Source organism: Syntrophotaleaceae bacterium (genome assembly GCA_041390365.1).
Taxonomy (GTDB): domain Bacteria; phylum Desulfobacterota; class Desulfuromonadia; order Desulfuromonadales; family Syntrophotaleaceae; genus JAWKQB01.
The window spans coordinates 1,575,019-1,598,574 of the sequence record JAWKQB010000001.1; the positions used below are offsets into that span (position 1 = coordinate 1,575,019).

Consider the following 23,556-nt stretch of genomic DNA (forward strand, 5'->3'; position numbering starts at 1 on the left):
ATTTTTGAGCACCGTTGCATGATTATCCCCAAACAAATCAAGTGTCCCGTGCGGTTAATCCTGCCTTCAAATTCCGGCCCTTTTGGCCGCTGTCTGCGTTGCGCCTTCTCGGCTTAACTCAGGCTAGGCCTGCGGCGGCGCGCCTTGACAGCAACCAAAATGCCTCATAATTTTTTGACACGACCAACCGCAAGGGACACTAGTCCAGCTCCCTGACCAACCTGAAACCGACATTTTCCCGGGAAAGAGTGCTTTTGAGGGCCAATCGCTCGGCCGATCTGCTGGTCTTGGGATCGCTGGACCAGGATCCTCCCCGGACCACTTTGAAAGGGCTGTCAGGAGCAGTCCAGGCACGCCCGTCACCAGGAGCCTGATGGTAGTCAGCGTGCCAGCTGTCCCGGCACCACTCGCCGACATTACCCAGCATGTCGTATAAGCCGAACCCGTTGGCTTTGAAGGAGCCCACAGGGGCAGCATAGATCTGGTTATCCCGGCAAGATGCAGAATCAAGCCTGCCCAGGACATCTTTGGCCGCCTGGTCCAGAATATTTTCATGACTGCAGCTCCGGTCCCCGTTTTCCCCCCACCAGAAGAGGGTTCCGGTTCCGGCTCGCGCCACATATTCCCATTCAGCCTCCGTGGGAAGGCGGTAGCGATGTCCGGTCATTTTTGTCAACCAGGCGGTATAGGCCATGGCATCTTCCCAGGAAACATTGGCCACCGGATGCCGGTCTCTGCCCCTGCCCCGGTCATCGGGCAGTGTGCGGCCGGTTGCGCGGCAGAAACGATCGTACTCGGCAAAACTCACTTCGTATTGGCCCACCGCGAAGGATCGGGAAAACTTCACCTGGTGAACCGGCTTTTCATCCCCTGTCCCCCTGCCGCCAAGATCGCCCATTCGAAACGATCCGGCAGCGACCACCACCAGCGCCGGCCCCATGCTGCCGTCTTCGAATTTGTCACGAAAGGTTTCCCCCGGTGCCATTATCTGCGATGCCTGCCGTTTCAGCTTGGTCGCCTGGATATGCCCGGGATAGAGCCCCAGGGCCTTATTGATCGAAGCCAGTGCCGATGACTTGGCTCCCGCCGCCATGGCATCTTTCGCCTCGGCAAGTATCTTCAAAACCTTTTGTTCCCGCTCCTGCTGCTCCGAGAGCAGATCCTGCCTGACCTGGCTCAGCTGCGGCAACCCGGCATCGATGGTCTCGACCTTTTCCAGATATTCCCGGGATTCATCAAATTTTCCGGCCGATCCGGCTGTTTGTGCCATTTGCAGGTATTTTTCGGCAATCCGCCTCATCTCGGCTTTGGCCGGAACATTCCGGGGATCGAGAGCGATAATTTTTCCCAGTTTTTCGTAGGCGTTATCTTCGGGTGGCACCATATACTTCTGCACTTCGATATTCTTCCGTGCTTTATCCAGCAGAGTTCCAACTTTTTTTACTTTTGCTGCTTCAAGGGTCTGCCATAAACTGGCGACCACCGGATTTTTTTCTGCCAAAATCCGCAACTTTTCCAGCGCCTCACTCACTTTTTTGCAACTTTCCTGGTTTTCCGCCTTGTCCAGCATCTTCAGCAACGTTTCGCCGATGATGCGAAGACCATTCTGTCCTTCCCTGTTTTCAGGATCTTTCGTCAGCACCATGAGATATTGGTGGAAGGCATTCTCCCCATCCTCGGACAAAAAACGGTTTTCTTCCAGGTAGTGTCTGGCCTTGGCAAGCCCATCATCGAGCTGATTTGGATCGTTATTTCCCAAAACCCGTTCCCCTGTATGGTTTTCCGCCCGGGAAGCGTTTTCAGCCGTTGACAAGGATTTACCAGCTGTGATTGGAGGCGAAGCGTCACCGTCCCGGGAGTGTGAGGTTGCCTCCCTGAAAGGTTCGACGGGGGCGGGCACGGGCGCTTCGCCTGCGACAGGTGCCAGAGGCCCTTTGGACCTGTGGACGGTCTCTGTCCTGTTTGTATTGGCGAGTGCTCCTCCGCCGCCTCCGCCTCGGAATTTTCGCGGTGAAGACCCGTGTTGCAGAAACCAGACGGATCCGATGACCATTACAGCCAGAAGGCCTCCCCAACCGACCCACTGCAGATTTTGGAGAAGATGTTTCTTTCCGCTAATGGAATTGATTTTTGTATGGGGAACTGGAATCACAGGTTTATTGTTTCGATTTTCGTCCTGTTGCAGAGTATCGATGGCGGAAATCACCTCTTCGGCGTTCTTAAACCGGCCTTCCGGATCCTTGGCAAGAAGCCGGTCCAGAAAAGTCTGAAGCCAGGAGAACTGATCAGGCAGAGAGGGCAAAGGTGCGTTGATATGCATCATCCCAATGGCAAAGCTATCTGTTGCCTGATAAGGAACTTCACCGAACAGCATCTCGTAGAACAGAATTCCTAAACTGTAGAGATCGCTTCGTCCATCAAGCTCATGGCTCCGCACCTGCTCAGGGCTCATATAGGGAGGAGTGCCGACACTCATGTTGATCGCGGTCATCTGGGATCCGCCGCCAATGGCTTTGGCAATGCCGAAATCCGAGAGAACAACCGTTCCGTCTTCTCGGAACAACACATTTTCCGGTTTGACGTCCCGGTGTACAAAACCTTTCCCGTGTGCGTATCCCAAAGCCCCGGCCACCTGTTTCAGGATAGAAAAGGCTTCATTCACCGGCAGGGTCCCTTTTTCAAGGCGCTGTTTGAGATCTCCTCCCGGCAGATATTCCATTGCCAGATAGTAACTCGGCCCGACTGCTCCAAAATCGTACGCCGCCAGAATATGGGGATGAATCAACTGACCAACAGTCCGCGCCTCCTGCAGAAATCGAGCGCCGAAGGTTCGATCAGCGGCCAGGGCCGGCACCATGACTTTCAGGGCCACCTGGCGTCCCATCGATTCCTGCCTCGCCAAAAAGACGGTCGACATGCCGCCTTGGCCGAGTTCCCTTTCGATGCTGTATCCTGGAATATCCATAAATGTTTCCGTCATGCCCGGTTCCCCCAGTGTGCCTACCCGCCGCTTAAGCCGTCCCGGCGAAAAAATCTGTCGCTGCGATTGTCTTTCAGCTGGTCGATGACTTGGTAGGAAGCTTCGACCTGGCGCTGGCTTGATCCTCCTTCGAGCGAATAGATGACCAGCCAGAGTCTGCGATAAGCACCGGAGCGCTCGTGGGGCCCGATCTCGTCGCGACTTAGATCCAGTTGATCGGCAAAGGGTCCGCTGGTTGTGAATTCCTGGCGTTTCCAACCTTGGTAGTCGGGTCCGGTGGTCCAACGAACCAAACGCCCGACTTTTACTTGGCTGGCAATCGGCAGAATCCGCTTTTCATTGATCTGCAGATCCTCCAGGGCAGAAGGCAGTGAAAAGGGGGCATCAGCATCACTGATCGCCAGAACCCGCTTAGGCGAAACCTGCCACTGCAACTGCAACTGGCCTTTGCCCGCAGGGATGCGCGCCAGGGAGAGGCCCTCTCCTGGTTTGGCTACTTTCCCTGGCAAAACCAGGTCATCGCCTCCAAGAACAAGCAGGGTGATTTCGCCATCACCCGGATTGCGCTGCAGAGTCTCGCCGCGCGCCCCGATCTGCCCCCCGGCAAGGTGCAGCAGTGGCAAAACCGTTCGCGCCTCATGCAGGCCGAAGGCAAGGGCGGGTAAAACATCTGACCCGATTTTGATCACACTGCTCCTGACTTCCTTTTCCTTTTTCCATGGCATTTGAACCGGACGGCCACTTTGCAAAGCTCCGACGAGCAATTTAAAATCGGGCGTTAACTCGGGGCTGCGCTTCCAGATATTCCACTTGCCGCCATTTCCTTCTATCAGCAGCCGATCACCCACCCGCATCATTTCGTGAAGAAACCTGTCGGCATCCTGCTTCTCGCGTAACATCTGCAAAGCTTCAGGGGTCAAACGAGCATGAAGTGTCACGGGGTTGGCAACCTTGTGTGCCCGGTAATGTGCGTCCTCTTGGGCCAAGGCCTCGCTTTCGGCCATCCAGCGCCCTTTAAAAAGCCGCTCCCTGACAGTCAACTGCAGCTGCAACAGATGGTTTTCTGCTTCGCTAATCGTCAAACCTGCCTCGGCAACTAGTCTGGTAACGGCATCAAGATGGAGAGTCGCCTGGACCCGGTGTGAACCGAAGGGAACCGCCGGAAGGTCCGCCCTTCCCTTGCCGACCAGCTTTCCATCAACAAAGATACTCGCTCCCGCCATACTGGTCTGGATCTGGACCCGGCCATGGGTGGGGATTTTCTTCAGGTCGAAATGAAAGGTTCGGCTTTCACCTGGACCGACAGTGAAAGGCATCTTCTCCTGCTGGTAGGAGGGCACGGTCACCGACAGCAGATGGTCGCCCTCTTCAACTTCGGTCTTCAGCGGTGTCCTGCCCCGCGGCACTCCATCTATCGTCACCTCCCCCTCCGAAGGGGAGGAGGTGAGCAGCAGCGGTGCATAGCCTTTTCCAAGATGAATCAGGATTGTTTCATCCGTAGCCTCACGGACATCGATTGTGACCTCTTTGGGACGATAGCCTTCCTTCATCGGTCGCAGTCTATAGCGGCCGGCTGGCAAGCTTACCCGACCGCCATCCTCGACCAATCGATTGGTCTCGACAATCAGTACCTGCCCCCCGGAAGGCTCGGTATGAAGATCAAAAGTGGAAAGCTCTTTCGCACCAACCTGGCTTTGATTCGACTTTTCCAGGTTGGATGCCCGCGGGTTACGATCCGAAGTTGGATTCAGCTCGATTTGTCCAGCAACGGTCGGATTGCTCGACTCGCCTTCAGCAACAGAAACCGAACAGGCGGTGATCACCCCCAGCAAAAAAAGCAGAATGCCTGGAAGTATCCGGTCAAATTTCATGACGAGCGGTCTCCTCCGGCTATTGAATACCATGCTGGTCATTACCAAGAAACTGAGGCCAGGGTGAGCTCGAACGTTCCGTTACGCGATTGATCCAGTAGCTGACAATAGTCCCGTTCTGACCGGCGGCCACAATGTCCACCAATTCATCATTGTTGACATCCCCCAGCACGGGTGATGCGATGAAGGCATCGACTCCGGAAGCCGGAAGCTGCAGCAACGCCCGTCCGCGGTTCATATCCACCAGATGGAGGCCGCCGCTCCCGTCCAGTATGATCAGATCGAGCATTTTGTCGTTGTTGACATCGAACAGGGCCGGCGAAGCCTGCACGGTGATACCGAGCGCGGTACTCCAGATCTCTTCCCCATTCAAGCTGTCCAGAACGTGAATGTCGCCATTTTCGGCCACTGCCACCACATCCGGCACGTCATCTCCGTTGGCATCGGCCGCCACCGGGCTGGCGAAAAACCGCTTGTTCACCTTGGCGCTCCAGGCCATACGGCCGTTGCCGGCGTTGAGAGCAACGATTCCTGCGCCGTCCGACGCAACAATGACAAGAGCCTGCTCCCCGACTTCTATGAATACCGGCGATGCGCAGTAGACGGGAGGAACTTCGCCCTCCCAGATCTGCCAGACCTTATCACCCTGACCGGTGACCGCCAGAACCTGACCGGAATCGGTTACGCCGATGAAATCAGGGATCTTATCGCCGTTGACATCCGCCCGGACCGGAGAGGTGATCATCTTTCCCCGAGTCATTTCGGCGGTATCCCACATCTTCCAGCCCCTGGAACCGTCCAGAGCCACCAGCCCCATTTGGGACGTGGGCAGAATAACATCGGGAACCTTGTCGCCGTTCAGATCCTGCAGAACCGGGCGATTGAGAATCTCGCCCAGATCAAGGTCGCCGGAGGATTTCCACAGAGTCTGACCCTTACCGTTAAGTGCGACCACCAAGCCGGAATTGCTGGCAACGATCAGATCATCAATTTGATCTCCGTTGAGATCTGCGGTGACCGGTGGCGCAAGGATGCGGTCGGATACAGCAGCCTCGAAAATTTTTTTGCCCTCCTGCCCGTCAAGGGCAAGCACATATCCGCTGGCGTCGGCGACAATGACATCGAGGAACTTGTCGCCATTGATATCAGCCAGCAGGGGAGTCGCAGGTCCAAGGCGACCTCCGGAAAGGGTTTGTTCCCAAACCTTGCCGGCTTGCAGTTTGGCAGTTATCTGCGGCGGGGAGCTCTTCCAGAACCAGATACCGGCTATTACGGCTACCAGGGCAAAACCGACCAGACCGTAAACCCAGGCCGGAAGAGATTTCTTGGCGGCAGACATCACGGCCGTCTTTCCATTGCCGCCGATGGCCCCCATCATTTGTGTACCGCCGGCAGCAGCCATCGCAGCTTCAAATTTCAACTCGACCTTCCCCAGTTGAATTTTGTCGCCGTCTTTCAATATCTGACTCTGGATTTTCTTGCCGTTGACCAGAGTGCCGTTGCTGGAACCGGCATCCTCGATTTTCCATCCGCTGCCCTCGGGGAGAAGCCTGGCATGCTTGCTGGAAACCGTTGGATCGGAGATGACAATGTCGTTGTCGGCAGTACGACCGATGCTTGACGGACGTGCGGCCAAAGGAAAGGTTTTGCCGGCCGCCGCTCCGTCGGCACCTATCAGCCTGGCCTTGGCGCCACCTGTTCCGGTAGTCGTCGAGGCCGGATCTGCCGGAGCCGCCCCAACGGCAGGACGCATCTGAGTGGATTGACCATCAATGGCGGCCCGGACAGAGGTTTTGGCCGCATCACCGGGCCCTGCGACCTTGAAGGAAACCTGGTCGAACCGGATTTCGTCCCCGGCCTTTAAAGCGATTTCCGTGACCCTGTTGCCGTTGACAAATGTTCCGTTGGCGCTTCCGAGATCGCGGATTTTCAGCATCCCGCCGATCACTTCGATCTCTGCATGCTGACGGGAAACCATCTGCTCATCGATTTGCAGGCCGCAACCGGCCTCGCGGCCGACGATCAACTTGCCGGCCACGGCAAAAGATTTGCCGGCAACCACCCCGGAAGTGCCCATGAGGGTGAAGGAACTCACCCCTGCCCGCACTTGGGTGCTGTCGGCGGGAACGGAAGTCTGCAGATCGGCCTCGCTGATCGCCCGGTTGACCATGGTCGGACGGCGCTTTTCCGTATCCACGATTTCCGCCTCTACCTTTTCGAACCTCAGCGTATCCCAGAGTTTGATTTCCTGCCGACCGGAGATCTTGCTCCCGTTGACGAAAGTACCGTTGGTACTGCCTAGATCGACAACGTATACCTTTCCGTCACCGATCTGGATCTCGGCATGGAATCCTGAAACGCCCGTTTCATTCAGCACCACATCGTTGCCTGAATCCCTTCCGATCATTACGCGTTTACGGATCAGACTGACCGGTTTGTATAAATCCCCCTTGAATTTCAACTGCAGCATGACATGTCTCCTTTTTGGCGAAAATTTTGGTTCATCTCACAATCGAACTCGAAATTGATTCATTCGCGGCTTAAGCCGCTTTCACAAAAACCTCACCCCTGATCCCTGCTTCCAATCCCTGCAGTTTTAAACCCGCCGGAAACCAAGCTGAACCGAGCCCACCTGATACCAGTCTCCCTCTTGAGCCAAGTCCCATTCGGTACGGGTTTGCCCATGTTTCCAGGTGCCGTTGGAGGAATTCAGGTCCTTGAGCTCCACTCCGTTGTCGGTCGCTTGAATCTGCCAGTGGCGACCCGATACCTGTCCGTCATCGATTTGAATATCGGCATCATTGCTTCTGCCGATAATCAGCGATCGAGTAGACACGGGAAACTGACGCTGCAGTGCGCCGTCTCTGTAAAGAAATCCCTGCCAGGTGCAGGGTGTGACAAGGGATGGCGGAGATACGACTCGGGTCTGCGATTGCGGCTGTTGAGAAAAAGATCCAACAGAATGGGGTTGCTGGAAGGAATTATGGTTGGCGTTTAGAGAAACTTGAACTTGAGCGGGAGCGCTTTTCTGAAAAGACCACACAAGGGATATGACCCAGCCAAGGAAACTCCAGCCCAAAAGGAAATTGACAATTATCACTCCGACCTTGTTGTTATGCTGCTTGTTGCAAACCACTATGATAGTGGGCAAAAAATAGAGAACCCCAAAAACAAGAATTAATAGCAGTATCCCAAACAATGCAACGAATTCCTCACCCCCGCTGTTATACATGGCATTCTCCGTTTGCTGAAGTAGCGGTTTTCAATAAGGTCGTAATTCACCCTGATTATTGTTTTCGGAATTGTTTTCCTGCGGGTTCTCCCGGCATCTTCTGTTCCGGAAGTTCTTCCGCCATTTCACGATTGTTGTCGAGCTCAAATTTGAGCTCAGGGGCGACGGTCTCAGGCAGATCCGGGTTTGCTGGCTTCGGCTTCAGGTCCTGTTCGAGACTGCCCGCTGGGAGCACCGGTCCTCCAGCCGGAATCGTCCCGCCGTTGCCCATGGGTCGCGTTTTTTTGGAAAAATGGGACCATCCAAACCAGAAAAGAGCCAGCGCCAGAAAAATGAAAAAGAACAGCAAAACTTTTCTGGAAATACTTGAAATCCCCCATCGCTTTTTCTGCTCAGGCAGTTCAATGGCTTTCATGGGCAGCGTATCGCCTTTGCCCCTGAATTGAGATGCATTGGCAGGAGCTTCCACCAGGACTACGGTAATATTGTCGGAACCGCCGTTGTTGTTGGCGGTGCGGATCAGGTCTTCCACTGCCTGCATGGGGCTTTCAGCTCCCTGCAGAAGTTGTGCGATCTGCCCGTCCTCCACCTCGCTGGTAAGCCCGTCGGAGCAGAGCAAAATCTGTTCGCCCCGACACAGGGTGCCCTGCACCGTATCGACCCGAACCGTTTTCAGATCAGAAGCGCCCAGGGCTTGGGTAATTACGCTGCGCTGAGGATGCACTCTTGCTTCTTCTTCGCTGATGGCTCCCGAATCGATGAGTTGCTGAACGAAGGAGTGATCGCGGGTCAATGGACGCAGGACGCCGTTCCATAGATAAGCCCGGCTGTCACCGACCCAGGCGATCTCATAATCGCATCCGGACATTTGTAGGGCCACGATGGTGCAGCCCATGCCAGGAGTTCCCTCCCCATTTCGGCCGGCCTTTATGATGGCTTGATGGGCGGCCTCGATCGCCATGGCCAGGGACATCTTTTCCCCGACTTTGCCGGTGATGCACTTAACGGCGATGGCACTGGCAACTTCCCCCGCCGCATGACCGCCCATGCCATCGGCGACCAGCCAAAGCCCCTTTTCGGGCAGAACAATATAGTTGTCCTCATTGTGGTCGCGAACGCGCCCCACATCGGTGGCGTGACCAGTGATGTAATCCATTGGAATTAAATCCTGTATTTTCTGGTTTTTTATAACGGAAATTTCTATTCGGAATTACCTACTTAGGTGGCGACCCGAACCGGTTTGACCCCGATGTTCCAGGCACGAAAAGCAGCATGATGCTCGCCACTAAATTAGCAATCGGCAACAACAACAGCCACATGAAATGCCCGGAGCGGTCCTGATCGTGAAATCGTTTGATACCCAGAGCGATGCTGGGCCAGAGGTTTAAAAGGAGGACAACCAAACTTCCCGCTATATAACCTTCAAAACTGAACTGGCGAAAGAAAAGCAGTTGCACCAGCAAGTTGACGCCAATACCGAAAGCCATCAGAGACAAGGAGGCCAGAAAGTAGCTCATCCTCCCGATACGGCCGCGGTTGGAAAAAAAGAGCCAGGAAAAGCCGCTTTCCACTAACGGGTTGGTTGTTTGCCCGGAAGAATTTGCGGGACCGGACATCACCGGAGGCTTTACAGTCTGTGGCATCTCTGGAGCATTCATCCGGGGTGGAGGGGCAGAGGAGTTCGAGACACCATTGGACGGCGATCCAGGCATGCCAGGGTCGCGCTGAAGTGCTGGCTCGATACGGGTGGGAAAATCGCTTGCGGCAGGGGTTGCGGAAAGGCCGGAATCCCCTGAGCGTGTAGGAATATCCACCTGGATATCCCGGTCCATACCTGGCAGGATGCCGGGCATGTCATTTCTAATAGCAGGGTTGACGGCAGTAAAACCTGGCTGAAAGGCCGCGGCCGTATTGACCGTAGTCTTTGCTTCTACGGGTTGCAGAATATCAAGCCGGTATTCCACCTCGTCAAAACGGATAAGGTCGCCGTTTTGCAAAACCTGCCGTCCGATTTTCCGGCCGTTGACGAAGGTGCCGTTGGTGGAACCGAGATCGACCAGTTCCAAAGCACCATCACTTACCAAAATTTCAGCATGCTTCGAGGAGATTGTGGAGGTGTTCAATACCAGGTTGTTGCCGGGCGCCCTGCCTACGCTGATTCGTTCATGGATTTCCATGCAGGAGGGGGCGGTGTTTCCAGGAGACACGGACTTGAGCATGGCTATTGGCTGTTTTGATAAGGACGAGGGGGTTTGGATCACGCTTTCGACTTTATCAGCACTAACCGCAGGCATGACCGAAGTGGGTCGTCGATCAGCCGGATCGAGGACTTCCATCTCTGTTTTGCCGAAGCGAACCGTATCCCAGGACCTCAGCTCTATACGGCCAGTCACTCGGTTGCCGTTGACAAAGGTGCCGTTGGTACTGCCCAGATCAACCAATTCCACCCGACCGTTTTCACAAAAAATCCCGGCATGAAAACCCGAAATAGCCGAATCATCAAGGACCAGATCGTTACCGAGGTCCCGCCCGACATTGAGCCGTGGCTTATCTAGTTCAACAGAAACATCCCCTCCGTTTTTCGATTGCAACCGCAACATTTAAACCTCCCTGAAAATACGCATCCCATTTTGCAATAAAAGTCAATCTCCCTTACCCCAGAAGCACCAGACGTGATTTCCCAAATTCCAAAGAAACCCCATATTCCATTCTCACCGATGGTATCCGGTTATCATATAGCCTGATGCCGTTTTTGCTTCCTAAATCCACCGCCCACCACCTATCTCCGTCAAAAGCGAGCATGAAGTGTTTCCTGGAAACTTCAGGATCATCCACCACAATATCGTTGGAGGCGGTTCGTCCGACAAACAACCTGAAACCTCGGGTGCAAACTTCACGTTCCCCGCTTGGAGTGCGCAACAGCCACCAGGCCTCCATTCGGTGCCCCTTTGCCTGCATCGATTCATCCCGAAGCAGATTGACGAGCGCTTCTCGAACCGCTGCAGAACGATTTGGCGCATCCCGGACCTCGCTGAGAAGCCGGCGCATGTATTCCTGCCAAGGAAGGCCCATGCGGTCCGCCCGCCGATCGATTTCGTCCCAGAAAATGGGTTCCATACTGATGGAGGTCACTCCACCATCAATGATGATGCTGCGCTTTTTAATCATAATTCATGGTTTGTACCAAATTTCGACCAACTTAGCAACATATTACTATCGAGCGAAGATTTTGCTAATCAAATTGGAAAAAATAACAAAATTTCAATATTTTGAAGAAATATTAAAATTTTTCACAATATGAATTATTGGAAACATTGCTTTGGATGGAATTTTCCGGCTGAACAATCAAGCGTCAAAAAATCATTAACCTGTCAAAATATAGACAAAGATCAGGCAAGATGGGGACGGTGGGCGGGAGTGGAATCATGAATTGAGGAAGGGAAAGCCACGGTGCCGCAGGGGTGTGACAGCCTGCAAATAGATCTCCTGCGCGCCACATTTTTCGGCTAGATGGCCGTTTTTGCTTTATCTTTCATTAAATCCTGATACAGTTTCTTTGTAATTGTTCTACAAGAATGGGGCCTGATCGTGGCACTATGCCCTGGATGCAATTTTAATTGAAAGGAGTTGCCAAATGAGAAAGAAGGCAAAAAATCTCGCTATTTCAATAACTTTCTTGGCGTTATTCATGTTTCTGACGAACCCTTCCTTCTCTGGCGATCGCTCTCCCCTATCAATTGAAGAAGACGATTTAATCGAGATGATAGAGCGCTCCGGCCCACTGATTTTTCTGCATTCACAAGAAAAATTTTTTATGGATGATCCAGAATACGTTTTGGATAAAGGTTCTTCTTTGCAATGGGGCATTGTTGAGAATGACCGAAACTACAACTCTTTTGAAACAAAAAGAGTAATGACGATGCCCACCTCTTCGAAAACACTTCTAGAAGATGTACGCATTATAGAGGAAGCTATTCAGGCCTCACCTGATATGGAAAATTACAAATATTGGATTCATATTGACGAAAACACCATGAAACCAGGGAGCCAGTCTCGCGCCAAGGCTTTCATCAGGGCCTTGCCGGCAACCCCGGTAACCACAGAAATACAATTCTGGTTTTTTTATCCTTTTAACGGCCCGGGGAGAGTTGAAGTTTGTGCAGCGAGCACTATGTGCGACGACAATTGGCTAAGCCAGACTGGAAGGCATTTCGGAGACTGGGAGCATGTCAGCTTGCTGTTTTCCAACATCACGAAAGAACTCACTTCCGTTTACATGTCGAGACATGATGGCAGTGAGACGTTCGATCGCGACCAGAATGGGGTTTTCAGATCCTCTTCGAATCCCAAGAGGGTTCTCCAATTTGAAGGCTCACACCCAGTCATTTACTCGGCGGTCTCTTCTCACGCGCACTACCCGAAACAGGGAAACAAGCACAAGTACAAACGAGTATTCAGCAAAAAATGGGGCCTAGGAACCGCTTCTGCCGATCTTTTTGACTGCACCGCTCCCTCTATTCCGTTTAAAACTTTCGAACCGGGTTCTTATAAACTTGTTTCTTCAGCCTTTCCGAATATTCATGTTGAGGAACCAGGTTGGTTGGATTTCAAGGGACGTTGGGGTCAGTATGAAAAACTTCTGGATAAGATCAAGTTCGCTCATCCCAAACTGAAAGTCTATACTTATACGGACATTGGCAAAGGGCCTTCCGGCCCTAAACAAAAAAAGTCATGGGAAGGCGATTTCCAACCCAGGTAACATTTGACAGAAATTTATTTATCTTCTATGGCCCAAATGGTCTTGCTGAGAAAAGGGGACTGGCTATTTTTAAAATCAAAAAAGTGGCCTGTCCCTTTGCCTCATTTGTTCCGGCCGTAAAAATCCAGTGTGAATCCCAGCGTCGGGTCATCGGTTACCCGCCAGATATTCGCATATCCTTCATCATGGAGTCCCAGGACGTACGCCTTCCCTCCCTGTTCAAAAGTTATCATGTTTTGATATCTGGCTGATATCGGCACGGCTTTGGGCGTAATTTTTCTGATTGATGGTTTTCGGGGGTCGCCTGCTATTTCCCAGATAACCATATAGCCTCTTCGAGGGCCGTAAATTCTCCAATCCTCCAAAACCAAGCTCTTGACAGCTTCTAATCCCAGTTCATAGACGTCTGTGGGAATTCTTGATTCCTCTAGGGTTGCAGCAAAGATATAGGGACGACCATTCATGTGGAAGGTCTTCACAAAGTTATAGTAAAAGTAATGATTTCAATCATGGTGAGGAAATGTTTTATCACCATCCAAAACAAGCTCCAACCCCTGTGAGGGATCGTCCTGGACGCGCCAGATGTTGGCACCTACACCTTTACCAGATCCAGTATGCACTCCAAAGATATAAGGGTGACCGTCCATATAGAAAACTTCGAGATGTTCATGGTTCGAAGACATTTTGGCTTTATACTTCACCAGTTCCATCGTCAATCCCTTGGCTCCCTCCTTGATGCGCCAGATGTTCGCTCCCAAATCCCAGTGCAGGCCGAGAATATAGGGCTCTCCCTTGAGCTGGAAGGACACAACATGTCTGTAGTGAGCAGACATCTTCCCCCCGGCCAGAACAAGCTGAAAGCCCGTTGAAGGATCGTCGTTGATGCGCCAGATATTGGCACCTACACTCGATTCCTTGCCCCTGTGGAGGCCGAAGATGTAGGCATGATCATTGAGGGTAAAAGATGCAAGCTCAACATAGGCCGATGACATTTTGTCCCTTTGTACAATGGGCCTGACCCCGGTCTTCGGGTCGTCGTTGACAACCCACCAGTTTGCAGCATTGTCTGAAACTATTTCGCCAACCAAAGGGATATTCGTGCCGTAATAAGGGATATCTTTGGAACTCCCCAATCCAAAAAGGTAGGTTTTGCCATTTTGATAGAAGGGCATGAGGTGTTTTTCAAAGTCGATTATTTTCACGCGTCCGGCTATCTGGGAGGAGTCGTTTGACGGCGGTTCCACCAACTGCCAGGTTGTTTTTGGGCGATGCGGGGTGCAGCCATATTGCTTGATTTCAGTACCAGTGACCAGCGCCAGGCATTTGTTGCTGTTGCTGTTGCTGATAACAATCGTCTTCCCATAGTCAACCGGCAGAGTCAGCGGATTCCGCTGACTCGGGGCGGGGGCCGCGTTTCCCACCATCCAGAGCGTGTCCGGCCGGTTACAGGGGCTGACTTGAGTCACCCGCATGCCATCTTTCTTGCTCTGGTGCTCAACACCCAGACACAGTCCGCTGTTCTGGTTTACTATCCGATATCCCGGCCCTTCGGGGCGCATCTCCCAGATCATGTTGATTCCAGAGCCGCACTCCCTGTGAATCAGGGCCGCCCCGTGCTTCACACTCCCATCCTTTACGGTCAGGCACTTCCCGCTGTACTGGTTCTTCAACTCGACAATGGGACTGGAAGTCTCCAAAGCCGATACAGTATTGGAAAATAAAAACAGTGACACGATCAGCAACAAAGATATCCGAAACATGATCTCCTCCATTCGACAACCAGCTGTTTAGAAAATGAACGCCCAGGCTTCTCGGCACAGACATAACCGACCAGCTTGAAAAAACGGTCTGCAAAGGTGGTCGAAGACGACAGGACGATCAACCCGATTGCGATCAACCACTTCATGGTATCCTCCTCGAAAGCGAACAACAAACAAGAGTGCGCGGACTCATCTTCATGGTTGGCCCATATTTTATTTTGCCAATTTCTGTATATCTACGCTCCCATCCATGGCAGGACGTTCAATACTGCTCCGAAGAGAACTGGGTTCTGTATGTAGACGGGTTCTGTGGATGCAATGGGGGGCAAGGGTATTATTATGGCCGGCAGTAGGGGAATGGAGAGAAATGCAAGGGAAAGGTTTTGCCTGTGAAATCGGGTTGTCCTGATCATTCCAAGCTCCTTTCAGGAAAGTGATCACACGATACACTTCCGCTGACATGGAACCACAGAAAAGACAAGCGAGGCTGATTAGAACTCTTTCGAATCCATGATATATGAAATAAGATGTTGATTGTCAAAGAAAATTGACTCTTACGTCAAAACAGGTATAGATACAAATTATCGGAACGTGGCGAAATTGGAGCCAGTCCATCTCCAGATAGACTCGCAATCTTTTGAGTCAAACTAAAATGCATCCAAAAGGAGGGGGCAATGTTGCGCGCAATCATTGTTTGCTCGATTCTAGCTATAACTTTTCCCGCAAATGGGGCTCTGACGCTGGACTCCGTACATCCCGATGAACCGGCGGACACCACATACAACGAAAGGTTTTCCACCCGACGTTCTCTCGAGAGCCTGGAGGCCCTGACATCCGCTCTCGACAGCTTCAGGAAGCTCACCAAGGCGTCGGCCGGTAAAATCCCCAGGCAGACGCTCGAAAAAATCGGATACACTGGATGGGAGATGCAGAATCTGGGCTTCGAAAACCATGTGGGAACGGTCAAGGGGACTTTGTTGAAGCAGGAATACCTGATCAAGAAGCTGACGTATGAACTCGCGCAGACAAAGGCCAGGCCCGAAGATTTCAGCCAGGAGGGGCTGTCGGCGGCCAAGATGGATTACGAGAAGGCGGAGAAGCAGTTCCAGGACTATTGGGATGCCTTTCGTATTGCAGATTGAGTCGAAACAGCTTTTTTAACGTCCCGTCAGGGTCTACCGCCATACCTGCACCCTGCCCTCTGGTATTTATAGCCGAACCCAGCACTAAGGAGGAAGTCATGAAAGTCGTAGCCTTTAACGGCAGCCCGAACAAGGAAGGAAACACCTGGCATGCGATTAGAATGGTGACAGCCGAGCTTGAAAAGGACGGGATCGAAACCGAGATCATCCATGTCGGCGACAAAACCATCAGAGGATGTATAGCCTGTTACCGCTGCGTAAAGAACAAAAATGAACAATGCGTGCTGCCTGGCGACGAGGTCAATGAATGGATCCAGAAGATGAAGCAGGCGGACGGGATCCTTCTGGGCTCTCCGGTGTATTTCTCCTCCATTGCCGGAACCATGAAATCGTTTCTGGATCGCGCGTTCTTCGTCACCAGTGTCAATGACAGCATGCTCCGCCACAAGGTCGGGGCGGCGGTGGTTGCGGTGCGGCGTTCCGGCGGCTTGCCGGCATTTGATCAGTTGAACAACTTTCTGAACTATGCCGAGATGCTGATTCCGGCTTCAAATTATTGGAACGTGATCCATGGCCGGACTCCGGGAGAAGCGATCCAGGACATCGAGGGAGAGCAGATCATGCGGGTCCTGGCGAAGAACATGGCCTGGCTGATGAAGCTGGTTGAAAATGGCAAAGGGGCCGTGACACCTCCGGAGCGGGAGCCTAAAAAGTTCTTCAGCTTTATTCACTGAGAGATGGTAGCTTTCTGGGAATTCATTTGCCCTGCTGGTATTTATTAAAGAATCGAGAAGGTACCTTGTTCATTTAGGGAGAAGCATAGGAAAGTTTTTGAGAAAGGCGATTCTATGAGAGATGCCGGTTGAAATCCATTTTTTGGTGCAATATCCGCACAACATCGATTCCGTCAGATAGCACCTTGAAGAAAATGACGTGAGAACCGGCGTACACTTTTCTGTATTCCGGTCTCACGTCTTTGATGTCTATGGAAGTGGCGAGATCAGTGGCCAGTTTTTCCAATGCCGCCAACAGCTCACGGACAAAATTTTCCGCCTGGTCCATACCCCATCGGGCAAAGGTGAAGTCCCAGGCAAAATCTTGTCAGTCGTGAATTCTATAAATTTGTCCTGTCGCTGGGCCCGGAGATTCAGATTCTGACCGGGCCGCAGCAGCGCCGAAATCAGATGAAAGGCATAGCCAGCGTCCCTCCCGTCCTCTGCAAAATTATAGGGGCATCCCCGCCGTGATTCGTAGTTTGACAATTGAGTAAATTACGTTAGATGTTGATCATGATTCACCTATCACAAACCGCACTTTCCAACCCTCGCAAAAAAATACCTGATAGCGATTGACGGCCTGACCGGGTTATTGGCTTGAACCTGGTTGGCCTATAGATAGCAGCTGAGCCGGCCCTTTTCCAACAATCTCAAACTAAGTGACTTCGCGTTTAGATGTGGAGAGCGCGAGGGAGGAGGTTTGCAATGCCTGAGAAAAAAACCTTGCCGGAACTGCACACCGAAAAGGTCTTCAAGGGAAAGATTGAACTCGATGTCCGCGACTCGACTCCCGATTGGGAGCCCTATTTACCCCCGATGGCGCCCAAGGATGCGCCGAACGTGCTCTTCATCCTGTACGATGATACAGGGTTGGCGGCGTGGTCGCCCTATGGGGGCCGAATCAATATGCCGGCAGCACAAAAACTCGCGGACCGCGGGCTGATCTACACCCAATGGCACACCTGCGCCTTGTGTGCCCCCACCCGCTCCACCTGCCTGACCGGCCGCAACCACCACGTCAACGGGTTCGCCGAAATTGCTGAGGGATCCAATGGCTTCCCCGGCTATCACGCCCGCATCCCCGATCAGTGCGCCACCATCCCTCACATCCTGCAGGATGCCGGCTGGAGCACCTTCTGGGTGGGCAAGAACCACAATGTACCGGAGCAGGACATGGGCCCGGGCGGATACAAAGGCACGTGGCCCCTGCAAAAGGGCTTCGACCGCTTCTACGGCTTTCTGGGTGGCGAGACCAATCAGTGGTACCCCGACCTTGTTGAAGATAATCGTTACATCGACCAGCCCTACATGCCTTCCGAAGGCTACCACCTCTCCAAGGACCTGGCCGATCAGGCCATCCGCATGATCCGCGACAACAAGGCCAGCAATCCCTCCAAGCCGTGGTACATGTGGTACTGCCCGGGCGCTAATCATGCACCCCACCAGGCTCCTCAGGAATACATCGACAAGTACAAGGGCAGGTTCGACGAAGGTTACGAAGCCTACCGCGAATGGGTGTTGGAGCGCATGATCGAGAAGGGCGTTCTGCCCGAGGATACCAAGCTGACTCCGTTCAATCCCATACCGGAGGACCAGGCCAACCCTCTTGATACCGTCCTGCCGTGGGATACCTTGAGCGATGACCAGAAGAAGCTCTTCTGCCGCATGGCGGAGGTTTTTGCCGGATTCTCTGAATACACCGATGCCCAGATCGGGCGCATCTTGGATTATCTGGAGGAATCAGGGCAGTTCGATAACACGCTCATCCTCTACGCGGCCGACAATGGCACTTCGGGCGAAGGCTCACCCAACGGCTCGGTCAACGAGAATAAATTCTTCAACGGCTTCCCCGATGATCTCCAGGAGAACCTGTCGATGATCGACAAACTCGGCGGGCCGGACTGCTACAATCACATGCCAACCGGCTGGGCGGCCGCCTTTTCGACGCCCTTCAAGATGTTCAAGCGCTACTCGCAGTACTCCGGTGGCACCTGCGATCCCCTGATCATTTCCTGGCCCAAGGGCATGAAGGCGCGCGGCGAGGTGCGACACCAGTATCACCATTCAGCCGATGTCGCGGCAACCATCCTCGATGTCTGTGGATTGGAGATGCCCGAAACCTATCGCGGCGTGGAACAGTATCCGATGAACGGGATTTCGATGCGCTACAGCTTCGATGCCGCCCCGGGCGCGCCCACCCGGAAGAAGCATCAGTACTACGAGATGATGGGCACGCGCGGCATGTGGGAAGACGGCTGGCATGCTGCCGCCATCCATGCGCCGTTGACCGGGAAAGGCCATTTCGACCAGGACGAGTGGGAACTGTACCACGTGGCAGAGGATCGCTCCGAATCCACGAACCTGGCCGAAAAGTACCCGGAGAAGCTCGAACACCTCAAGCAGCTTTGGATGGACGAGGCCCACAAGAATCTGGTGCTGCCCCTCAATGATTTCCCCGCGGTAGACGTTGCCGGCATCGAGCGGCCTTCGACCGAGCCCCCCCGAAATCGGTACATCTACTACCCGGACACCACCGCGGTCCCCGAAGGCGTGGCGGCCAACGTGCGCGGACGCTCGTACAAAATCCTGGCCAACGTCGAGGTCGGTGAAAACTGTTCAGGCGTGATCTTTGCCCACGGTTCACGGTTCGGCGGACACTCGCTCTTCATCAAAGATCACAAGCTGTATTACGTGTACAACTTCCTGGGCATCCCACCGGAACAGAGGTTCGTCTCCGATGAAATTCTCAAGCCCGGCAAATACACGCTGGGTGTGGAGTTTATCCGGGAGAAGGCCGGCGAATACCACGAGTCGCACGGCACGGCCAAGCTGTACATCAATGAGAAGGTGGTGGCCGAAGGTCCGATGCGAACCCAGACCGGCAAGTTTACCCTGTGCGGAGATGGCCTGTGTGTCGGCCGCGATAGTGCGGACGCGGTCGCCAAGGAGTACACGCCGGAAACCCAGGGCAAGTTTACCGGCGGGACCATCCAATACGTCGAGGTGTCGGTGGAACAGAAGCGGTACCGCAACCTCGAAATGGAGATGGCCGCGGCGATGGCGGTCGACTAAGTCCCTTCGATCGTGGATATACCATGGCGGGGTGCCGTCAAAGTCCGCACCCCGCCATGGTTGTATTCATTTCAAGGAAGCCTTTTTGGGCACAAGCTGGCGGAATCGGCTCCTTGCCACCCCTGATCGACAGCACCATCCTGGTTCTCAGACCGGTCAAACGCCAGAATTTATGGTCAGCGTCGTGGAGGTTTGACCTTGCCGCAGTCGTCCGACAGCCACTGGCCGGCCTGTGTCATCTCAATGCGTTCAGGTTTACCCTCGACCTTGGTGTTGATCGTGGCCTTTCCCGTGAAGTTTTTCGGATTGCTCATGGTAATCTCGCCTTCGCCGCTGGTTGGCGGATTGCCGGCGCAATTAAACTTGAATTTCATCCTGTTGCCCGTGCGCCCGACGACCTGCTGCCTGCAGTCCCCATCCTTTTGCGGCACGTAGTCTTGCTCGGACATTTCCTTGGTGATACAGACCTTGACGCTGGTGCCGTTGGGACCAACCCCCACGCCTTGCGCCGCCATCATCTGTTCCACCATCTTGCGTTGTTCAGGCGGCATGCCGGCCAACTCTTTCTGCATCTGGGCCATGGCCTGCTCCATCTCGCCACCCTGTGTCTTGACCGTGAAGCTGTGTTCCCAGAGACCGGGACGCATTTTCATGTCCTCCGCCCACCCCTGACCAGCCAATGGGAAAAGGGCCAGAACGGCAATCAGCGCGATTCCATTTTTCACAGAAACCTCCTTTGAGTTACAGCATGAACGAAAAACACCCTTGGTCGGCATTTTAGGATTAAAATTTCATTGTCGGTCTTTCCCTGATTGTCGCACGATCGGGTAGGAGGCGGGGTCACCCCCGCCGTCCTCCCACACCACCGTGCGTACGGTTCCGTACACGGCGGTTCACAAAGCACTCTGAAAGCGTCTGAGACTGTCTACCAAGCAGATCAGCCCCAGTTTATCGAAGAAGGATTTTCGAAACGCATCGTGCATGTGCGAGGCTCCTGCATTCCACCAGGGGCCTCGCCCGTTTTGAGCCGACCTCCATGCTCTGAGTTCCGACAATCCCCGCCGCATCAAATTCCTGGCCCGCGTAAAAGAGCGCTTCCACTGCCGCCACAGAATGCAGCGTAGTTTCCGCCTGACCCAGCTATCCAGTTCTTCGAAGATGCCTTTGACTTCCGCCAGCCGAAAGTAGGCGATCCATCCCCGCAGTTTCGGGGTGGACTCTTCGATGACCCGTTTGAGGCTGTGTCCCCTTCCCCGACGAAAGAGCTCTCTGAGGTTGGCCTTGAACCGTTTCACAGAGCCTTCAGCCACCTTGAGCCGCGGTTTCTTGTGAAAGGTCATCCTGTAACCCAGAAAGGTTCTCTCCCAGGGGCGGCCAACGGCGCTTTTGACGCGGTTGACCTTGAGTTTCAGCCGCTGTTCGAGAAACTGGATCAGCGAAGCCATGACCCGCTCCGCCGATTGCCGACTGCGCACGTAAATGTTGCAATCATCGGCATAACGGCAGAAGGCGTGGCCGCGCCTCTCCAGTTCCTTGTCGAACTCGTCAAGCAGGATGTTCGACAACAGCGGCGAGAGCGGGCCGCCTTGCGGCGTCCCTTCCACCCGTGGCGAGACGATCCCCCCTTCGAGCACTCCGGCCCTCAGGTATCTGCGGATCAGTCGCAGTACACGGGGGTCTTTGACCTTGCGGGCCACTCGTGCCATAAGCACGTCGTGTCCGACCCGGTCGAAGAACTTCTCCAGGTCGATATCGACCACCCACCGCCGCCCTTCGGCCACATGCCTGCGGGCTGCTTGTACCGCCTGGTGGGCGCTCCGTCCGGGCCGAAACCCGTAGGAGCTATCGGAGAATCCGGTATCGAACAGCCGCATCAGCTCCTGATGCAGCGCCTGCTGAATGAGCCGGTCCAGCACCGTGGGAATGCCGAGCATGCGCACCCCGCCGCCGGGCTTGGGTATCTCGACCTTCCGCACCGGCTGGGGCTGGTAACTTCCGTTCAGCAGTTCCTCCTTGATACGCGGCCATTCCTTGACCAGGTAGCCTTTCAGCTCACCCCCCTGCATCCCGTCGATGCCGGGGGCTCCTTTGTTGCTGACCACCCGATCGTAGGCCGCCATCATGTTGCCGCGACTGACGACCTCTTCCATCAGCCGCGTCTCCGCTTCCGTCCAGGACGGTTCCCGGCATGCCGTGACGTTTGACGCACCTGTGCCGTACTCTTGCGACTTCCGGTCGCTACCCTCGGGCCCGGCCCCTGATCTCTCAATCAGGGCTTCTGCTTCTTCGATCGTCATCGAAATTCGAGTCTCCTGAATGGCGCCTCGTGTTCGGCCCTTCATCGGGATGGTCAACCCCGGCTACTAGGGCCTCTGCTGACTTCTGCCGACCCGTCCCGACGCCTCTCGACGCCGGTAGCACGAGGCAGATCGGCAGATCTCCCAGGGTAATGCGCGTGACCTTCCCATATACCCGCCGCATCTACAGCCCCACCCTCCCGGATGGCTATGGGGCTTTGAAGATTATGGCCTTCTCGCCCGGATGGAACTGCCTCGTATGCGATTTCTGTTCGTCGGGCCGGGAGTTTGCCTGCGGCTTCCTTCAGATTCCACCTCGCGGTGGACACCCTTGCCGTTCGGCTAGTGGTTCCCGCCATCAGGGTCCACAGGGGACTTACACCCCCAAGTCATCCGGTCATCACCACAACAACCGGAACAGCGCCAGTCAAGGCGCTACGCGCCATGCCTGGCGCACCATAGAAAGGGAGGGCCGCCCCTCTCGGGACAGCCCCCCTGAAGTGTCGGCCTTAAGGCAGGTAACGGGCCACAATGAACGCAGAGGTACCCGAACCCTGTCCCCCTGCCACTACGATCCTGTCGCTCGAGTCGATGGCCAGGCCGTAGGCGTACGGGCTGCCGCCAATCTCGGTGTACACGTAGCCATCGGGGCTGCCGAAGGTGGTGTCGAGAATGCCGTTCGCGGTGTAGCGCGCAACGGGCAGCACGGAGTTGGAGCCCACCGTTGCGTTCCCCGCGAGCAGGATCCCGTCATCGCCGACCGCCATGGCGTAGGCTGTGGCGCTGTCGCCGACGGGGGTGGTCACGAAGCCACTGTCACCGAAGGTATTGTCAAGCAAGCCGTCGGAACTGAATCCGAGCATTGCGAACTCAAAGTGCGAACCGACCAGATGCTCGCCGGCGACCACAACCCTGCCGTTCTGTATGACCAGGGCCGTGGGGTCGGAAATGAACGTGCTCAAGATATAACCGGCCCCGCCCCCCCAACCGACAATGTCGAGAGAGCCGTCGGTGTTGTACCGGGCGATGCTTGCAGCGAAATTGGTAAAATCACCGAGATAAGATTGGCCAGCCACCACGATCTTCCCGTCGGCCTGAACGGCAACCGCATTGGCGCGCGAGAAAGCCTGAATGACGGTGGTCACGTACCCTATCTGGCCGGGACCGAACCCGGTAGCGGCATCGGTATCCAGGGCTCCAGCAGTCGTCAGCCGCACCACGGCGAACCTGTCCGCTGTTTCACCGGCCAGCACTATTTTGCCGTCACTCTGAATGGCTACGCCCTGAGCACCGTAGGAACCGTTCGAGGTAAAGGGCGAATAGAAGACGTGTCCGTTGCCCACGGTGCCAAACGAATCATCGAGGCTGCCATCCACATTGAGACGGGCTGCCGCCATTCGGAAGAATCCGCCAGACGACCCGATCCCCGCTACGACAATCTTGCCGTCACCCTGGATGGCCATGTCCCTGATACTCGAAAGCCCTGCCGGCATGTCGGCAATACCGTCGGTGCCGAACGCTAAATCGAGGGTGCCGTCATCGTTGTATCGGACCACGGAAGCGCCGTCGCCGGCAACGAGGATCTTTCCGTCCCCCTGGATGGCCACGTCGTAGGCCATACCGTCACTGGAAGTAGTCACGATGCCTGCGACGCCAAACGCGGTATC

The 23,556-nt window shown here is 54.5% G+C and carries 16 protein-coding genes and 1 pseudogene; 4 read left to right on the top strand and 13 right to left on the bottom strand.

Annotated features, from left to right (window positions below; genetic code table 11):
• Positions 1–199: 199 nt before the first annotated feature.
• The 7 genes from R2940_07255 to R2940_07285 form a co-directional block, all read right to left on the bottom strand.
• Positions 200–2,965, bottom strand: a complete 2,766-nt coding sequence (locus R2940_07255; protein MEZ4599570.1) for an SUMF1/EgtB/PvdO family nonheme iron enzyme — start codon at positions 2,963–2,965, stop codon at positions 200–202.
• A 35-nt stretch (positions 2,966–3,000) separates the two neighbouring features.
• A complete protein-coding gene (locus R2940_07260) occupies positions 3,001–4,851 on the bottom strand; it encodes a PEGA domain-containing protein (protein ID MEZ4599571.1) in 1,851 nt (616 codons plus the stop codon).
• 19 nt (positions 4,852–4,870) lie between these two features.
• Positions 4,871–7,321, bottom strand: coding sequence for an FHA domain-containing protein (locus R2940_07265; GenBank protein ID MEZ4599572.1), 2,451 nt, complete (start codon positions 7,319–7,321; stop codon positions 4,871–4,873).
• A 126-nt stretch (positions 7,322–7,447) separates the two neighbouring features.
• Positions 7,448–8,083: a superinfection immunity protein gene (locus R2940_07270; protein ID MEZ4599573.1), complete on the bottom strand. Its 636-nt coding sequence runs from the start codon at positions 8,081–8,083 to the stop codon at positions 7,448–7,450.
• 55 nt (positions 8,084–8,138) lie between these two features.
• Positions 8,139–9,239, bottom strand: coding sequence for a Stp1/IreP family PP2C-type Ser/Thr phosphatase (locus tag R2940_07275; protein ID MEZ4599574.1), 1,101 nt, complete (start codon positions 9,237–9,239; stop codon positions 8,139–8,141).
• Positions 9,240–9,297: 58 nt separating this feature from the next.
• Positions 9,298–10,683, bottom strand: a complete 1,386-nt coding sequence (locus R2940_07280; protein MEZ4599575.1) for an FHA domain-containing protein — start codon at positions 10,681–10,683, stop codon at positions 9,298–9,300.
• 52 nt (positions 10,684–10,735) lie between these two features.
• Entirely contained in the window at positions 10,736–11,251 is a 516-nt protein-coding gene (locus tag R2940_07285; protein MEZ4599576.1) for an FHA domain-containing protein, read from the bottom strand.
• A 466-nt stretch (positions 11,252–11,717) separates the two neighbouring features.
• Between R2940_07285 and R2940_07290 the strand changes: the two genes are divergently transcribed.
• The gene (locus R2940_07290) at positions 11,718–12,842 is read left to right on the top strand and encodes a Vps62-related protein (GenBank protein MEZ4599577.1); all 1,125 of its coding nucleotides are present in this window, start codon (positions 11,718–11,720) and stop codon (positions 12,840–12,842) included.
• Positions 12,843–12,943: 101 nt separating this feature from the next.
• Here the strand turns inward: R2940_07290 and R2940_07295 are convergent, their stop codons facing one another.
• Positions 12,944–13,306 carry a hypothetical protein gene (locus tag R2940_07295; protein ID MEZ4599578.1) on the bottom strand — a complete coding sequence of 121 codons (363 nt, stop codon included), beginning with the start codon at positions 13,304–13,306 and terminating at the stop codon, positions 12,944–12,946.
• A 39-nt stretch (positions 13,307–13,345) separates the two neighbouring features.
• Positions 13,346–14,602 carry an RICIN domain-containing protein gene (locus tag R2940_07300; GenBank protein ID MEZ4599579.1) on the bottom strand — a complete coding sequence of 419 codons (1,257 nt, stop codon included), beginning with the start codon at positions 14,600–14,602 and terminating at the stop codon, positions 13,346–13,348.
• A gap of 674 nt (positions 14,603–15,276) precedes the next feature.
• On the opposite strand from R2940_07300, the gene R2940_07305 reads away from it, so the two are divergent.
• Together R2940_07305 and R2940_07310 are read left to right on the top strand one after the other, a co-directional pair.
• Positions 15,277–15,744: a hypothetical protein gene (locus tag R2940_07305; protein MEZ4599580.1), complete on the top strand. Its 468-nt coding sequence runs from the start codon at positions 15,277–15,279 to the stop codon at positions 15,742–15,744.
• 98 nt (positions 15,745–15,842) lie between these two features.
• On the top strand, positions 15,843–16,478 hold the full coding sequence (locus R2940_07310; protein MEZ4599581.1) for a flavodoxin family protein: 636 nt from the start codon (positions 15,843–15,845) through the stop codon (positions 16,476–16,478).
• Between the two features lie 112 nt (positions 16,479–16,590).
• Here the strand turns inward: R2940_07310 and R2940_07315 are convergent.
• Positions 16,591–16,821 (bottom strand): annotated as a pseudogene (locus tag R2940_07315) (type II toxin-antitoxin system RelE/ParE family toxin).
• Between the two features lie 404 nt (positions 16,822–17,225).
• Between R2940_07315 and R2940_07320 the strand changes: the two are divergent.
• On the top strand, positions 17,226–19,592 hold the full coding sequence (locus tag R2940_07320; GenBank protein ID MEZ4599582.1) for an arylsulfatase: 2,367 nt from the start codon (positions 17,226–17,228) through the stop codon (positions 19,590–19,592).
• A 176-nt stretch (positions 19,593–19,768) separates the two neighbouring features.
• Here the strand turns inward: R2940_07320 and R2940_07325 are convergent, their stop codons facing one another.
• The 3 genes from R2940_07325 to R2940_07335 form a co-directional block, all read right to left on the bottom strand.
• The gene (locus R2940_07325) at positions 19,769–20,317 is read right to left on the bottom strand and encodes a DUF3617 domain-containing protein (GenBank protein MEZ4599583.1); all 549 of its coding nucleotides are present in this window, start codon (positions 20,315–20,317) and stop codon (positions 19,769–19,771) included.
• A 168-nt stretch (positions 20,318–20,485) separates the two neighbouring features.
• On the bottom strand, positions 20,486–21,889 hold the full coding sequence (ltrA, locus tag R2940_07330; GenBank protein MEZ4599584.1) for a group II intron reverse transcriptase/maturase: 1,404 nt from the start codon (positions 21,887–21,889) through the stop codon (positions 20,486–20,488).
• A gap of 509 nt (positions 21,890–22,398) precedes the next feature.
• The gene (locus R2940_07335; protein MEZ4599585.1) at positions 22,399–23,529 is read right to left on the bottom strand and encodes a hypothetical protein; all 1,131 of its coding nucleotides are present in this window, start codon (positions 23,527–23,529) and stop codon (positions 22,399–22,401) included.
• Positions 23,530–23,556: the final 27 nt, after the last annotated feature.

What these genes read in the sequence shown, in the direction of transcription:
- R2940_07255 (MEZ4599570.1), bottom strand. Translation starts at nt 2,965, where the DNA reads ATGGATATTCCAGGATACAGCATCGAAAGGGAACTCGGCCAAGGCGGC.
- R2940_07260 (MEZ4599571.1), bottom strand. Translation starts at nt 4,851, where the DNA reads ATGAAATTTGACCGGATACTTCCAGGCATTCTGCTTTTTTTGCTGGGG.
- R2940_07265 (MEZ4599572.1), bottom strand. Translation starts at nt 7,321, where the DNA reads ATGCTGCAGTTGAAATTCAAGGGGGATTTATACAAACCGGTCAGTCTG.
- R2940_07270 (MEZ4599573.1), bottom strand. Translation starts at nt 8,083, where the DNA reads ATGTATAACAGCGGGGGTGAGGAATTCGTTGCATTGTTTGGGATACTG.
- R2940_07275 (MEZ4599574.1), bottom strand. Translation starts at nt 9,239, where the DNA reads ATGGATTACATCACTGGTCACGCCACCGATGTGGGGCGCGTTCGCGAC.
- R2940_07280 (MEZ4599575.1), bottom strand. Translation starts at nt 10,683, where the DNA reads ATGTTGCGGTTGCAATCGAAAAACGGAGGGGATGTTTCTGTTGAACTA.
- R2940_07285 (MEZ4599576.1), bottom strand. Translation starts at nt 11,251, where the DNA reads ATGATTAAAAAGCGCAGCATCATCATTGATGGTGGAGTGACCTCCATC.
- R2940_07290 (MEZ4599577.1), top strand. Translation starts at nt 11,718, where the DNA reads ATGAGAAAGAAGGCAAAAAATCTCGCTATTTCAATAACTTTCTTGGCG.
- R2940_07295 (MEZ4599578.1), bottom strand. Translation starts at nt 13,306, where the DNA reads ATGAATGGTCGTCCCTATATCTTTGCTGCAACCCTAGAGGAATCAAGA.
- R2940_07300 (MEZ4599579.1), bottom strand. Translation starts at nt 14,602, where the DNA reads ATGTTTCGGATATCTTTGTTGCTGATCGTGTCACTGTTTTTATTTTCC.
- R2940_07305 (MEZ4599580.1), top strand. Translation starts at nt 15,277, where the DNA reads ATGTTGCGCGCAATCATTGTTTGCTCGATTCTAGCTATAACTTTTCCC.
- R2940_07310 (MEZ4599581.1), top strand. Translation starts at nt 15,843, where the DNA reads ATGAAAGTCGTAGCCTTTAACGGCAGCCCGAACAAGGAAGGAAACACC.
- R2940_07320 (MEZ4599582.1), top strand. Translation starts at nt 17,226, where the DNA reads ATGCCTGAGAAAAAAACCTTGCCGGAACTGCACACCGAAAAGGTCTTC.
- ltrA (MEZ4599584.1), bottom strand. Translation starts at nt 21,889, where the DNA reads ATGACGATCGAAGAAGCAGAAGCCCTGATTGAGAGATCAGGGGCCGGG.